Origin of the sequence: Epilithonimonas sp. JDS (assembly GCF_021261315.1) — a bacterium.
Taxonomy (GTDB): Bacteria; Bacteroidota; Bacteroidia; order Flavobacteriales; family Weeksellaceae; genus Epilithonimonas.
This window is the reverse complement of record NZ_JAJSAX010000004.1, coordinates 15,236-30,001: the sequence shown is the minus strand read 5'-3', so window position 1 is coordinate 30,001 and position 14,766 is coordinate 15,236. Positions and strand designations below refer to the sequence as shown.

Here is a 14,766-nt window from a genome sequence, read left to right as displayed (position 1 = left end):
AAACAAACGCAGACAGATGAAAAGAAATGTAAAGGTTTAAAAGACTGTTTTTCTATACAACTAATCTCATACTATTAGCCGCGGATAATTCGATTACAATATTTGCTTTCTAAGAATGCAACGAATTACCTAGATTTACAGAAAAAACAATGACAAAGATTAGGAGTTACAACAGATGGAGATCAGTATGTTTAACCATGATTTTCTGCCTACTAACCTCTCAGGCAACCTGGGGACAGAAAAGCAGTCCAAAAAAATATCTGGAAGATGCAATCATGTTAATGAAGCAGAACTCTGTCAATAAGGGAACAGTGAATTGGGAAAAGTTATCGCAGGAGGCTTTTGCTTCCGCTGCGGATAAAAATACAGTACAAGAAGTGTATCCCATTATCATCAAAAGTCTGGAACATTTGAATGACCATCACTCTGGCTTCTATCCTCCTGAAATGGTCAGCGCTTATATGAGAACCTACCAGGAATCAGGTTTGGAGTTTCCATACCCTAAAGATAGTGTGATCAACGGAAACCTTGCCTATATTTCAGTGCCAGCTATAGGTAATCTCAATCAGGAGGATTGGAAAATGTACGTAAGTGATTTTTACAAGAAGATCAAAGTGCTGGATGCTAAAAACCCCAAAGCCTGGATCATTGATCTGCGGGAAAACGACGGCGGTATGTTTTCTCCGATGTTCAAAGCAATCCAACCATTTTTAGACCGTGAAAATGTAATCGGCTCTAAAGATAGCAGTGGCAAAACTAGTTATTATAAGAACAAAAAGAATAATGTGCTTTTTGAGACCACTACGGTCGCAACAATTGACGTTCCAGCAATTAGCCTTAAAAATAAGAATATTCCTTCTTATATATTGGTGAGCAAGAAAACGGCAAGTTCGGGAGAATTTGTCACTGCAGCTTTCGTGGGTCAGAAGAATTCGACCATAATTGGTGCGAATACGCAGGGGTTGACCTCAGACAATTCAGAGTTCAGATTGTCAGACGGTGCTATTTTAAAACTGACGACAGGCATTGTTGTTGACAGAAACGGAAAGGAATATAAAGAGATCGGAAAGGGCATTGCACCCGATATTGTAGTAAAAACAGGTAAGTTAGAAGATTATATCTCAGAAATCAAAATACGTTAAAATTACTTCACTCTACTTCATATTAAAAAACTATGATTAGAGATTGCAGAAAATTTTGACCTTGAAGTATGATTTACATACTATAGATCGATAAGAAAAATGATTTACAGCGGAATAATTATTTTAATTAATTAATGTTTTACGATAATTAATTATATATTTGCATTAACAAATTAATTGATTATCCTATGAATCAGAGTAAGAACATTTCAAAGATCCTGTATTACCTGTGCATTTTGTTATCGGCAGGCTATCTCCTTACATTCATCTATTCGGTATTCTGCCTGTTAACAGGTTTTGCTGTTACACCCTACAAGGAACATTTATATCTGCATATTAATTATCCTTTTACAGAGCAGCCATTTCTGAACATCGAAAATAATTATCCCTATATCATCTTTTCTTTTTTACTGGTTTTAGTAACATACGGTATCTTTTTCTGGTTGTCAGCAAAAGTGTTCAGGGTTTTCTTTCAGTCAAAATTATTTACCGAGGAAAATATCGTACACCTTGAGAGATTTTACAGATATAATATATTCGTTCCGCTTCCCATCGTCATTATGGCAAGTTTTTTCGTGGAGGTAGAAAGCATCATCTGGGGACTGGTCTTCATCCACTTTATGTTAGGAATTTTCTGTTTTTTCCTTGCCAATATTTTTAAACAGGGATTACATTTGCAAAACGAACAAGATCTATTTATATAAAAATGCCAATTATCATCAACTTAGACGTTATGCTTGCCAAACGAAAAATGCAGAGCAAAGAATTGGCAGAAAAACTGGGAATCAGCACTGTAAACCTCTCTGTTCTTAAAACAGGAAAAGCAAAAGGGGTGCGTTTTGATACGCTGGAAGCCATCTGTAAAGCTTTGGAATGTCAGCCGGGAGACATCCTGGAGTATAAAGAGGAATAATCCAATATCTCAAAAAAGCGATTTCGACTTTCGGTCGAAAAGCTTTATCGTAAACATTTTCAAACAAAATTTCGAAAGCAATGGAAACGTTGCCAGGATTTCTATACCCTAAAATCAATCCTATGAATACCTTACACATCAACAATCTAAACCTCACTTACAAAAATGGTTTTCAGGCCATTAAAAATATTTCTCTTGAAATAGAAAACGGAATGTTTGGTCTATTGGGACCCAACGGAGCCGGAAAATCATCTTTAATGAAAACCATTGTAGGTTTACAGAAACCGACCTCTGGAACTATTATCTTCAACGGTACCGATGTTTCTGAAAACACTGATCATATCAAACAAAATCTTGGATTTCTTCCTCAAGACTTTGGTGTCTATCCCAAGGTATCAGCTTACGATCTCTTGAAGCATATTGCCATATTGAAAGGAATTACAAACAGTTCCGAAAGAAAAAACCAGATTTTAAACCTGCTGGAAAAAGTCAATCTTTCTGATTTTAAAAATAAGGAAGTCCATACCTTTTCCGGAGGAATGAAACAGCGTTTCGGCGTTGCACAGGCTTTGCTGGGAAACCCAAAAATCATAATCGTGGATGAACCGACTGCCGGTTTGGATCCTGAAGAACGAAACCGCTTTAATTCTTTGCTTAATGAGATCAGCAGTGATGTGATCGTTATTCTTTCGACCCATCTGGTGGAAGATGTGCGAAATCTCTGTTCAGAAGTCGCCATTGTCAATCAGGGAAAGCTTCTCAGACAGGGAAATCCAAACGAACTGATTGCCGAACTGGAAAACAAGATCTGGTCAAAACCTATCGGAAAAGATGAGTTGGAAAATTATCAATCCAATTATAGAATCATCAGTCAGCAATTGATCGAAAGAGAATTGTACATCACTGCATTCTCGGAACAGCAGCTTCAAGATTTTTCTTCTGTAAAACCTTCATTGGAGCACGTTTATTTCCATACGCTCACTCAAAAACCATAGTTATGAATGTCTTATTTTTATTCGAGGTCAAACGTCTTGTAAAACGTTGGCCAGCATATCTTGTTGCCTTAATTTTATTATTGATCGGCATTTTCTGCGGCAATCAGTTCAATCTTACGGTTGGAGAAGGAATTTATCTCAATTCGCCTTACACCATTGGTTTTATGACCGGATTGTTGAGTTTGGTTATTATCTTTTTTGCGATCATTTTTGCCACTCAGATTCTTTTTAAAGATCAGGATTCAAAATTTGATATTCTTATTTTCTCTTATCCTTTTTCAAAGCGAACTTACCTACAAGGGAAATTTCTCACCTTTTTTCTGCAGACCTTTCTATGTTTTACATTTCTGATGATCGGTTTTGTGATCGGGCAAAATTTACGGACAGGAAGCGAGATCCAACCTTATTTTCATTTTTGGTATTACTTCTACCCTCTTTTGATTTTCGGAGGAATCAACTGTTTTGTAGTGTGCAGTTTTTTGTTTTTCATCTCGTTTAGTACGAAGAAAAAGCTTTTGGTCGTTGTCGGCGGACTGTTTCTTTACGTTCTTTATATGATTATTCTCGTATTTTCCAATTCACCGTTTATGGCAGGAAGCTTACCACAATCATTGGAAACCCAGCAATTATCTGCATTAATTGATCCTTTTGGAATGTCATCTTATTTTTTTGAAGCAAGAACCTTATCCGCTCAGCAAAAGAATGAATTGATTGTTCCGTTCTCGGGATATTTATTGATCAACAGAATCGTTTTTTTGATTATTTCAATCCTTCTTTTATTATTGACTTACAGAATATTTTCTTTCTCAACATTATCTCAAAACAAAAGTAAAAACAGGAACAAAAACCAGATAACAAATGTTTCTTTCGCTCTTAATTTGGAACAATTTACAACCACAAAATCAGTATTCGGAATTTCTGCCACAATAAAATCTATTGTTTCATTTGCGAAAATCGACCTCATTTACCTTTTTAAAAGTATCACTATTGTCGCCGTTTCTATATTGCTTTTATTCTTTGTTGGGATGGAAATGTACGCCGAAATCGAAAAAGGAATCCGTCTTCCTCAGAAATATGCAAGCTCAGGACTGATGTCTACCACGATTTCAGAAAATTTTCATTTGTTTGGAATGCTGATCGTCATTTATTTCATCAACGACCTTTACTGGAGAAGCCATTCATCGGGATTTTCACTTATTGAAAAAAGTACCTATTTTTCTAAAAGCAAACTGAGCGGACATTTTCTTTCTGTCACTATTTTATTATTCTTTCTTACAGCGATTCTGATTTTGGAAGGATTAGCATTTCAGCTGATTTACAACTACTTTCACATCGATTGGAATGCGTATCTGGGAACAGTTCTTTTTAATACCTTTCCATTGATCCTTTTTTCTGCTTTTATGTTATTGATCAATGACAATATTAAAAACCGATTTGTCGCTTTGGCCGTTTCCGTTCTTGCAGGTTTTACGTTCGCCGGACCGGTTTCAAAAAAGATCGTTTCTTATCCGTTATTAAGAATTTTCTCAGATTACAAAGGTGCTTACAGTGATTTCAATGGGTACGGAATCTATGCATCGGCTTTTGCAGAAAGACTGTTATTCGGGTTCGGAATGATTGCTTTTTTATGGTTAATCAATGAATTCATAAAAACTAAAAAATGGAATGTCAGACAAATCATTTTTACCGTCATTTTATTATCAATTGGAATTTTTACAGGAAGCCATTTTATGAAAGGTTATATTCCACAAAATGAAGATGAAAAATTAGGACGGTCAGCCCAATATGAAAAAAATTTCAAACATTATGAAAATCTTGCACAGCCAACAATTACAGACATAATTACAGAAATTCAGCTTTATCCATCTGAAAATTCTTATATGATTAATGGGAAATATCAACTGATCAATCTAACCGACAGACCAATTCATAAGATTTTAATCAATTTTCATCCGAACCTGAAAATAGAATCTGCAGTTTTCAATACCAATTATGACTCAAAAAAGATCGATCAGGAAGTCACCGAAATTTATTTGAAACAGCCCTTACAGCCTGGAGAAACAGCTGGTCTTGATTTTAAAATTTCCTATCATTGGTCGGCAGTGAATGGTCACGATTCATTTAATTCAATCATCGAAAACGGTTCTTTTATGAGAATCAGCAGGTACTTCCCAACGTTCGGTTATCAAGCAACTAATGAAATTGAAGATGAAGGAAAACGGACTGAATTTAAATTGGAAAAACAATCAGAATTAAAAAAGTTAGAAGCTCCGGAAGTGTTCAAGAAGGATTTCGTCAATCTGGATATGCTCGTTTCCACAGAAAAAGACCAGACTGCTGTAGGAACCGGAGATTTAATTCAACATTTTGTTAAAAATAACAGAACCTATTTCCAATATAAAGCTGAAAATATTCCGTTTCGCTTCGCCATTTCTTCCGCAAAATATCAGATAAAAACCACAGTTTATAAAGGAATAGCAATCAACATTTTTTATAACGAAAAACACCCTGAAAATGTGAATCATCTGATCGAAAATGCAAAACTGACTTTAGATTACTGCACCCAAAATTTTGGAAAATATCCTTTCAAGACCATCAATTTTGCAGAAGTTTCTTCCTTCACGAAAGGTTTTGCAGCCACCGCTTATCCTTCATCGATTTTTATGACGGAAGATATGCTGTTTCACGCCAATATTAATTCGGATCAGAATCAGGATGTCATCAATGAACTTGCCGGGCACGAGCTTTCACATCTCTGGTGGGGAAACAGCCAGATCGATCCCGACGATAGAGAGGGCGCAGTAATGCTGACCGAAACCTTGGCGATGTACACCGAAATGATGCTCTACAAAAAGATGCACGGAAAAGAGAAAATGTTGGAAAAAATAAAAGTTCATCAACAGATATTTGACAATGAAAAAGGTCTGTCTGAGATTCAGCCACTCTACAAGGTCACGGGAGAAAACACCCACATTTCATATTCTAAAGGCGCAGTGGCGATGGTAAAATTGAGTGAGATAATCGGTGAAGATCAAGTAAACACAGCCCTTAAAAACTTTCTTTTACACAATCAATATCCTAAGAAACCCACCACTCTGGATTTACTAAAAGAGTTTTATAAAGTGAGTCCTAACGAAAAGGTTAAAAAGAAAATCGACGTTTTATTCAGATCAAAATAACGTTGAACCATCCAAAAAGTTTCAATAATTAAAATTGCACTTACTTACAATGCTACAAATCATCGAAGTACACAACAGCCCCGACAAATGTCAGGGCTGTTTTAGTAATTTCAAAATTTTTAAAAGTTAAAGATAAGTTTCGGTGGTTAGCTCATTAACTTATTCTGAAAGAAAATTCATTAATAGGTAATCGGGCTTTCGGCATGGAAGCCAGAAAATCATTCGCTTCATCCCTGTAGCCTAATGATAAGATAACTGAAGCGTGAAGTCCCTTTTCGGATAGACCTAAAACTTCATTAAATAGTTTGGGATCAAAGCCTTCCATAGGCGTTGCATCCACTTTGAGCTCTGCCGCAGCGATCAAAGCCGTTCCCAGACCGATATACGCTTGTTTATCCGACCAGATTACATTTTGTCCGGGTGTCTGGACAGAGAAATATTCGATTAGCATATCCTTCAACTCGTTTAAAGCTCCTTTTTCCAAATTTCGTTGGTCTTCCATCATCTCGACATAGTCGAAGATATATTCACTTGTTATTTCATTGAATCCGGCAAAGACCAGTAAATGAGAAGAAGCATGGAGCTGTGCATTGAATGAACCTTCTCCCAATCTTTTCCTCACCTCGGGATTGGTGATGACAAACAGGCGGTACGGCTGTATTCCGCAGGATGAAGCGGTAAGATTGATGGCTTCAACAATTTGGTCGACCTTATCTTCGCTGACCTTCTTCTCTGAGTATTTCTTGACGGCATAACGCCATTTCAGGTTTTTGATTAATTCCATTTTGTTATTTATAAATTGAAAGGGCAAAGTTATCTCTTCAATGTGTATATTTGTAACCAAGTGACAAAAAGTTATAGTGACAAACGGGTAACCAAGTGAATGATATGGAACAAGAATTTGATCTGGTAAAAGATTGCAGTCAAAAAATATTGGCGATCAGTGATACAATGGAAATTTTAAACGGAAAATGGAAGATGTCCATTATCGCATGTCTTTGCTATAAGCCGATGCGATATTCCGAATTGCTCAAAGAGGTCAAAGGCATTTCCGGCAAGATGCTCAGCCGTGAGTTGAAAGATCTCGAAATTAATGAATTGATCGACCGCCATGTCCTGAACACGGCACCTGTTGCTGTGGAATATCAGATCACAGACTATGGCAAATCTCTTCAACAGCTCACGAACACCATCGCAGACTGGGGCTTTATGCATCGAAAACGTATTATTTCGGGAATGAAGAGAAAAATGGAGAGCAAATTGTAAAATGATATACATCCTATCAAAAGTCAAATAATCTTTCTACCTAATACTTTAGTTCCATAAATGGCCAACAATCGAAAATCAATTTACAGTGCACTTGCCGCCAACCTGCTGATCGCATTAACCAAGTTTATTGCAGGAGCATTCACCAACAGTTCTTCTATGATCTCTGAAGGGATCCACTCTACTGTCGACACCACCAATCAGCTGTTATTATTGTATGGATTAAAAAGGAGCAAAAAGCCGGCAGATGAATATCATCCTTTCGGTTACGGCAAGGAATTGTATTTCTGGTCTTTTGTCGTTTCCATATTGATATTTGGTCTTGGTGGTGCATTATCCATTTATCAGGGTATCTTACATATTTTGGAACCAGAAGTGATGAAAGACCCTTTCTGGAACTATATCGTATTGGTGCTCTCACTAATTTTCGAAGGAACTTCTCTACATATTGCCGTCAAAGAATTTAACAAAACCCGTAACGGTCTTAAATGGTGGGATGCGATCATCAAAAGCAAAGACCCCGCAAGCTTTCTCGTGGTCTTTGAAGATGGTGCAGCAGTGGCAGGTCTGATTGTAGTGATGGTATTGATGGGAATCAGCCATACCTTCCAGATCCCTGAATTGGACGGCCTTGCCTCGATCATTGTCGGATTGATACTGGTATTTGTTTCTTTTATCCTTGCCAGAGAGAGTCGAAGCTTATTGATGGGTGAAGGAATAGCGCCGGAAACAAGGGAAAAGATTGCAAAACTGGCTGAAAAAGATGTTGCGGTGGTTAGAACAAAAAATATATTATCTACTTACCAGTCACCCGAGGAAGTTGTACTGATGCTCATCATCGATTTTGAAGACCATCTGGATACTGAAGATATCACTGAGGCGATTAAACGAATTCGTGAAAATATAAAAAGGGAATTTCCATTGGTTCATTTTGTTATTATTCAGCCGGAATAATTGATACAACAGAATTTTTTTTATTCTACGGAAAACCGTAAAAATTGATAGAAGGGCTTTATTACTTTTACCGCTATATATTTTTTACGATGAAAAATTTAACTTTGTTTTCAATCTTGCTATTGATTTTATCATGCAGTGCTCCTTCCAAAAAGAATACACTTACATTCACCAAACAGGACTATAATGGGGAATGGCCGTTCTCTGTCAATGAGATTGAGGTTTATTGTTCCGGATATAAAGAAATTTACGGAAGAACAAACAATGGTAAAATCTATGCTCTTAACGGATCAGCGAAAGGAGCTTCACATAACGACCCCTCTATCAGCAAGGTTGAGGAGATATGGTTGGATGACCCCAAATGGATCGGTCTGAAGATCTCGTACGGGGATTTTATAACGCAGGGGCTGACCATCTGTGAGAATAAATAAATTAATCGGTGGTCAACGGGAAAGATATTTTCAATGTATAATTTTGAATAGTTATTCAAGATAACTCTATCCCACATTTACCTTCAAATAATGTAGATTTGACTGAAAAAGACTGTATGTTTTATATCCACCTTTACTGTAATTCAATTTGAATCAATCAAATTATACAGGAAAATGGACAACAAATAGCACTAATTGCATATGCCAATACAATTGTAGGTTTTCAAATCGCTGAAACCCTTTCAGATAAAGACTATAGCTTTTATGCAGGTTTTAAAACATTATTTTGAAAGATCAACTGTTACCCTGTTCAATAATAAACCTTTCATTACTGAAGGGTTTATTATTTGAAAATGTTATTTTTTTGATTCTTCAACTGAAACTTTTCTAAAGTCTTTAAACAGTTTGCTTAGTTCAAGGGCTGATTTTCTTGCTCTTGTTCCTGCTGCCTTGTTTCCTTTTTCCGATTGTTGATTCGCTTCAGTTGAAAATGCTTCAAATTCTGCATTGATCTTTTCGATAAGTTCTTTCATAATATTATAAAATTAAATTGGAGGGCAAATATAATGGTATTGCAAAGAATTATCAATGTTCTCAGATCAAGTTTAGCCTATTTTTTTTATTTTTATGGAAAATTAAACCCGATGAATTACCAGACATTTGACCCGCACCAAGAATTGAAGATGCTTGTCAAATGCTATTGGACAATGGAAGATTCGGGATGTGATCGACTTGAAAAGCAATCGATCATTCCAGATGGATGTATGGAAATGATCTTCCATCATGGAGATCTTTATAAGCAGTACACCGGTGATGGAAATATTGTGATCCAGCCAAGGTGTTTTGTTATTGGCCAGTTGACACGTCCACTTGAAATAGAACCTACAGGTAAGACGGATATCTTCTCTGTCCGTTTCCATCCCTATGGTTTTTTGCCATTAACTTCGATTCCGATAAAGGAAATGGAAAATACTGCTGTTCCATTAGAAAGACTTTTCGATCGGGATGGGAAAGATATTGAGGAAAAAATATTAAATGCGCATTCGGTACAGGAAAGGATCAATCTGATCGAAATATTCTTACTGAACAGGCTGGAACGTGCGGATGCAATCAATAATATTGTGAGAACAACCGTAGATAAAGTCTTAACGGGTAATGGACAGCTTTCCATCAATGAACTTTCCGGCCAAATCAATGTCAACCAAAGGCAGCTGGAACGTAAGTTTCATTTGGCAATTGGATTGAGCCCCAAAAAATTATCAAAGATCATCCGTCTTCAGGCAGCGCTCAATAATCTGTTGACAAAGGGATCAACTACCTTTACTTCTCTGGCCTACGAGAATGACTATTATGATCAGGCCCACTTCATAAAAGATTTCAAAGAATTCGTTGGGGTCACACCCAAAGAATATTACGGAAAGCATTTGAAAATGAGTTCTTTTTTTATCGGGGAATGATCGTGTCGCATTTTTACAATTTTGTCTGCAGAAGATACCGCAACTTCGCATTGTGATCTGATGATTCAGTAACAATGAATTGCCTGAGCGTCTTTGATAAAATAAAAAAATGATGACAAGAAAAAGAAATTGTTCTATTGTTGCTGCCCTGCTAATGCTTTGCAGCTGTACCATAAAAAATACATACAGCATCAAAAATGCGGAATGGCTTGTTGGAACCTGGGAACATAAAACCTCGAAAGGAAGCATCTACGAGACTTGGAAAAAAATAAATCGTAATGAATTAAGCGGTTATAGTTATATGATCAAGAATAAGGATACCATAATTTTTGAGACCATACGACTCGTTAACGAACACGGAAAAATCTTTTATATTCCTGCTGTCAACGATCAGAACAGCGGCGCTCCGGTCAGGTTTTCGGAAAAGAAAATTTCTGGACCTGCATTGACCTTCGAGAATAAAATGCACGATTTCCCACAGGTTATTTCTTATATAAGAATTGGTAATGACTCTCTGAAAGCTGAGATCTCAGGATTAAGAAATGGAAAAGATGAACATCGGTACTTTCCAATGAGCCGTCTTAAATAATACCGCACAAGATCTTCCATTCTACATCAATTTTGCCAAAACAAATCCGATGACCAATGCCAGAACAAACGCGATAATGATCTTGAAATAATCAGTTTTATTATGTTGAACTTCCTGATTCAACCTGACATTTTCCTGTTTCAATGTTTCCAGATTGACCAGCAAAGACGAAGTCTTTTCATTGATGGCAGATTGTACATTCTTCTCGTGCAGAACAGCGATCTCTTTTTTGTAGCTCTCCATTTCTGCGAGACGTTGCTTCTGCTGCTCCTGAAAATTCTTTTGTAGTTCTTCGAGTTGTTTCGATGAAGAGGACTGAAGTTTTTGAAATTCTTCATTTCTGACCTTCAACTGATCTGAAAAGGTCTTATTATGTGCCTCGTTCTGTTCCTTATATGTTTTCTGGGCTTCAGTAAACTCCTCATTTTTCTTTTTCAATTGCTTTTCCAAGGTCTCCACCTGCTCTGAAAACTGCTTGGTCACATCTTTTTTCACCTCATTGATGAGCAGAGCCCTCGAATTCGATCTTTCGTGAGAAAGCTTTTCAGCAATGGCGTGCAATCCCGCACCATAATCGTGCGGTAAATGAAAGCGCTTGTCAGCCAGCTTATCCAATAATGTTTCATCGACCGTATGGCCGATTGCAGTGACCATAATCGGTTTCATTGAAATAAATAATTCAGACAAACTCAGGTCATTAAAGGTTTCCATACTCCGACGGTCGCCTCCTCCCCTTACCAAAGCAACAATGTCGTAATCCAAAGCTGTAATTTCTTTCAGTATCGCAATGATCGCTGTTGATGAAGTAATATTGCAGTTGTAATTATCAACTTTAAAATACTGTGACGAAACATCCAGCCCCTCTGAAAAGTCCCTTTGCACGATGGCATTATTACCATAGATATTGGCAACCTTGATCTTTTCATCTTTAAGCATTTGATCCCTGATGAGCGTCTCAAGGTCCTTCGATCCCAGTTCAAGTTTTTTCTGGATTAGCCCATATTTCTGCAGCTCTTCCTCAGATATTGATCTTTCTTCCTGATGAACGATCTCATCTACCACAAAGCGTAGTTCAATCGAAGAATTTTTAATGCTTTTCTCAATAAACCCTCTGAGGGTATAGATCTCATTGTTGGTGATTTTGCTCCTGAGCAGTGACGAAATGCGAATCCCAATCGAAGTATGATCACCTTCTGAAAACAAAAGATCATAATAATAGTTCCCGTAGGACTTGCCGCCTCCATAAGCATACCTGCCTTTCAGATAGATCAAATTGACCGTTGCATTCAGCTTCAGTGCATTACTGAAGATCCCCATTACAGATGCCGGCGAATAGACCGGATAAGATACTTCGTTGTCCTCCATTAAATAAAATGATCATTGAGATCGAGATCAGATACAAAGATATTGCTTATTGTGATTACATCATAAAAGTTCTTTTATCCTACTGATTTTTTTAAAATTTCAATGAGGATCCTCTATTTCATTTCCATCCCACCCTTTGTCGCCATAAAATATAGTCCTGATTTTGATTCTCGATAGATTCTATATCTTCTACAGATGGAATTTTATCAATTTCATTTTGAGCAATTTCCGGTAAATTGTATTTTTTTCGCAATTCATTAAGTTCATCTTTATTGACAACCGGATAGATGCTTCCATCCGAGTTGTATTGAGTTCCGAATCTCTGCGGTTTGCCTTCAAAAAACTGGATTCTGTCAAAAAGATAGGCCAAGTTTTTCAAATTGATGTCAGCCCGATCTTCAAGCATCAACTGGTAAGCACTTTTCATCAGTTCCGGATCTGATATGGAATGCTGGATGACCAGCCAGGCTGCATCACTTGCTTCTTTTCCAACTTTTGAGATCGTAGGAAACCCTATCTGCTCAATGATATTCTTCAGGTTTTGAGCGTTTTCTTTGTGTATTTTTTCCATTTCCGGATGGTAACCACTTGAAAGCTTTCCTTCTTTCATTAATCTTTCCCTTGTGGTCAGGTCTTTATTTTGCATCTGCACCAGATCTTTTGCAACACTTTTCATTGGTTTTGTTTGTTCAGGTTTTGCGAATAGAATCCAGATATTTCATTGGCTCATCTCTTTACCTTTTTTTGGAAGATGAGCTATCAGTTCGACTTCTAATTTCGCTGTAGGCATATACAATCTTTGTACTTGAATCCATGTGGCCGCCGGAAAATCATTTTGATAAAACTTTTTTCTGAAGTGATTAAGCTTTTTCATCTCTTCTATATCTGTGGTATACAGGTTTTCTTTCACCACATTTTCGAATGTTGCCCCAAAACTGGCCAAAGAAGTTTTAAGGTTGTCATATAATGATGTGATTCCTTCAGGTGTAATTTCCGTTGCCACGGCGCCTGAGATATAAAGTACATTGTCAACCTTTAATACCTGGCAGTATCCTGCAACGGTATCTTGTTTTACTTTGCTATTATTCCAATGCCACTTTTTTTTCTTGATGTTTGCCTGTTGAGAAAAAAAATTGTTAAACGGCAGTAAAAATAGAAGAATGATTATGTATCTCATATGATGTGATTTGTATATGCGAAAATAATGAAATCATTCAATAGAAATGATAGGTTTTTAGACCAATATGGTTGTCAGAGAATTAATTTCCTTTAGGATTCAATCAGGAATTTTCTAGAACTGTTTAGCAGTAATACTATTTTGGTTTTGATATCTTATCCACCATTTCATTGATGGCTTTCTCAACAACTTCTGGCTGTTCCTGATTGATATAGTGACCACTTTTAGGCACCAGAATCTGTTTGCTGTTAGTGGAAAGATGCAAAAGGTCTTTTTGCATTTTAGACCAGGCATTGAGCATCTCTGTTTTTAATTTTTTGTCCTTTATTGCTGCGTCATAACGTTTTTTATCTGCTGCGGTCAAAACCAAAAGAGGAATAGTACCGAAGGATCTTATTTTCGATGCCTCTTTTTTGATGGAGTTCATCTCGTCCTGCTCCTCCAATACTGCGTCTGCACTTTTGAAAAGTAATGCCGGCATGATGGAGTTCTGATAGGTGTATTGTTTTTCATTCGGGAACATCCCTTTGAACATCAGTCTCGCAATTCCAAAAGCATTGGCAAATTTCAGAAAACCGCCGGGCAGTCCTTGATTGACCATTTTGTATAATTCGGGAGACAAAAATCTCTGATCGTCGGGATATTGGCTGTCCACAAGGATCACGCCTCCGACATCCTTGGGATAACGGTTGACAAAAAAGCGCACCAGTGTCCCTCCAAACGAATGTCCTACCAGGATGTAAGGTTTGGGTGCGTCAACTTTCTCCAGTAAAAGATGCAGTTCTCTCGCCACATCTTCACCTGATTTTGGATTTTCACCTCTCTCGCTCCACAAAATTCCGGACCTGTCATATGAAATGCTGGTGAAGGAAATTGGCAATTGTTGTTGGATGTTGTACCACTGCAGATGACCTGCGGGATCAAATGCCGTTTCAAAGACCACAGTTAGGCCTCTGTTTCCTTTCTGATAGAAATGCATGAGATGATTTTCTACCTCCACAAAATTGCCATCAGGCTTGATCTTTTCAGCATTGTTTCTGGATATTCTTTCAAATATAAATCCCGTTAGAAGTAACATTATGACCAGTAAGATCAATACCAGTCCAATCATTTTCACCCATTTAAAAAACCGTTTCATCATTTTTTTATCTAAATACATTTGAGCCATCGTTTTTTTATTTATTTATTTTATTTTACTTTTTTAATTTGTAATTTTTACCTGCCGATATTTTTTAAAAGGCATACCATACTGCTTATTGCAACCTTGAACATTCATCCGTTACCAAATAATTTTATTT

Annotated in this window: 16 protein-coding genes; 10 read left to right on the top strand and 6 right to left on the bottom strand. The window is 37.0% G+C overall.

What is annotated here, in order from left to right; genetic code table 11:
- Positions 1–197: 197 nt before the first annotated feature.
- The 5 genes from LUD75_RS12320 to LUD75_RS12300 all read left to right on the top strand — a co-directional run bounded on the left by LUD75_RS12320 (position 198) and on the right by LUD75_RS12300 (position 6,229).
- Positions 198–1,142, top strand: a complete 945-nt coding sequence (locus LUD75_RS12320; RefSeq protein ID WP_232705994.1) for a S41 family peptidase — start codon at positions 198–200, stop codon at positions 1,140–1,142.
- Positions 1,143–1,330: 188 nt separating this feature from the next.
- Positions 1,331–1,846, top strand: a complete 516-nt coding sequence (locus LUD75_RS12315) for a DUF2975 domain-containing protein (protein ID WP_232705993.1) — start codon at positions 1,331–1,333, stop codon at positions 1,844–1,846.
- 2 nt (positions 1,847–1,848) lie between these two features.
- On the top strand, positions 1,849–2,055 hold the full coding sequence (locus LUD75_RS12310) for a helix-turn-helix transcriptional regulator (RefSeq protein WP_034966009.1): 207 nt from the start codon (positions 1,849–1,851) through the stop codon (positions 2,053–2,055).
- A gap of 122 nt (positions 2,056–2,177) precedes the next feature.
- Positions 2,178–3,050 (top strand): ABC transporter ATP-binding protein, encoded by an 873-nt coding sequence (locus tag LUD75_RS12305; RefSeq protein ID WP_232705992.1) that lies wholly within the window; start codon positions 2,178–2,180, stop codon positions 3,048–3,050.
- Positions 3,051–3,052: 2 nt separating this feature from the next.
- Positions 3,053–6,229, top strand: coding sequence for a M1 family aminopeptidase (locus LUD75_RS12300; RefSeq protein ID WP_232705990.1), 3,177 nt, complete (start codon positions 3,053–3,055; stop codon positions 6,227–6,229).
- A gap of 154 nt (positions 6,230–6,383) precedes the next feature.
- Here LUD75_RS12300 and LUD75_RS12295 read toward each other — a convergent pair whose 3' ends face one another.
- Positions 6,384–7,040, bottom strand: coding sequence for a nitroreductase family protein (locus LUD75_RS12295; RefSeq protein WP_232705988.1), 657 nt, complete (start codon positions 7,038–7,040; stop codon positions 6,384–6,386).
- 77 nt (positions 7,041–7,117) lie between these two features.
- Between LUD75_RS12295 and LUD75_RS12290 the strand changes: the two genes are divergently transcribed.
- From LUD75_RS12290 to LUD75_RS12280, 3 genes are read left to right on the top strand one after another with little or no spacing between them, the layout of a single operon-like run.
- The gene (locus LUD75_RS12290; RefSeq protein WP_232705987.1) at positions 7,118–7,495 is read left to right on the top strand and encodes a helix-turn-helix domain-containing protein; all 378 of its coding nucleotides are present in this window, start codon (positions 7,118–7,120) and stop codon (positions 7,493–7,495) included.
- A 60-nt stretch (positions 7,496–7,555) separates the two neighbouring features.
- Positions 7,556–8,449 carry a cation diffusion facilitator family transporter gene (locus tag LUD75_RS12285; RefSeq protein ID WP_232705986.1) on the top strand — a complete coding sequence of 298 codons (894 nt, stop codon included), beginning with the start codon at positions 7,556–7,558 and terminating at the stop codon, positions 8,447–8,449.
- 44 nt (positions 8,450–8,493) lie between these two features.
- Positions 8,494–8,880 carry a DUF2511 domain-containing protein gene (locus tag LUD75_RS12280; protein WP_232705985.1) on the top strand — a complete coding sequence of 129 codons (387 nt, stop codon included), beginning with the start codon at positions 8,494–8,496 and terminating at the stop codon, positions 8,878–8,880.
- 356 nt (positions 8,881–9,236) lie between these two features.
- On the opposite strand, the gene LUD75_RS12275 is transcribed toward LUD75_RS12280, so the two are convergent.
- On the bottom strand, positions 9,237–9,413 hold the full coding sequence (locus LUD75_RS12275; RefSeq protein ID WP_220180099.1) for a histone H1: 177 nt from the start codon (positions 9,411–9,413) through the stop codon (positions 9,237–9,239).
- A 111-nt stretch (positions 9,414–9,524) separates the two neighbouring features.
- On the opposite strand from LUD75_RS12275, the gene LUD75_RS12270 reads away from it, so the two are divergent.
- Together LUD75_RS12270 and LUD75_RS12265 are read left to right on the top strand one after the other, a co-directional pair.
- The gene (locus LUD75_RS12270; protein WP_232705984.1) at positions 9,525–10,337 is read left to right on the top strand and encodes a response regulator transcription factor; all 813 of its coding nucleotides are present in this window, start codon (positions 9,525–9,527) and stop codon (positions 10,335–10,337) included.
- 109 nt (positions 10,338–10,446) lie between these two features.
- The gene (locus tag LUD75_RS12265; protein ID WP_232705983.1) at positions 10,447–10,926 is read left to right on the top strand and encodes a DUF6265 family protein; all 480 of its coding nucleotides are present in this window, start codon (positions 10,447–10,449) and stop codon (positions 10,924–10,926) included.
- 21 nt (positions 10,927–10,947) lie between these two features.
- On the opposite strand, the gene LUD75_RS12260 is transcribed toward LUD75_RS12265, so the two are convergent.
- From LUD75_RS12260 to LUD75_RS12245, 4 genes are all read right to left on the bottom strand, one after another.
- Positions 10,948–12,291: an exodeoxyribonuclease VII large subunit gene (locus LUD75_RS12260; RefSeq protein WP_232705982.1), complete on the bottom strand. Its 1,344-nt coding sequence runs from the start codon at positions 12,289–12,291 to the stop codon at positions 10,948–10,950.
- A gap of 118 nt (positions 12,292–12,409) precedes the next feature.
- Positions 12,410–12,967, bottom strand: a complete 558-nt coding sequence (locus LUD75_RS12255) for a DUF6624 domain-containing protein (RefSeq protein ID WP_232705981.1) — start codon at positions 12,965–12,967, stop codon at positions 12,410–12,412.
- 42 nt (positions 12,968–13,009) lie between these two features.
- A complete protein-coding gene (locus tag LUD75_RS12250) occupies positions 13,010–13,468 on the bottom strand; it encodes a RidA family protein (protein WP_232705980.1) in 459 nt (152 codons plus the stop codon).
- 136 nt (positions 13,469–13,604) lie between these two features.
- A complete protein-coding gene (locus LUD75_RS12245; protein ID WP_232705979.1) occupies positions 13,605–14,579 on the bottom strand; it encodes an alpha/beta hydrolase in 975 nt (324 codons plus the stop codon).
- Positions 14,580–14,766 lie beyond the last annotated feature (187 nt).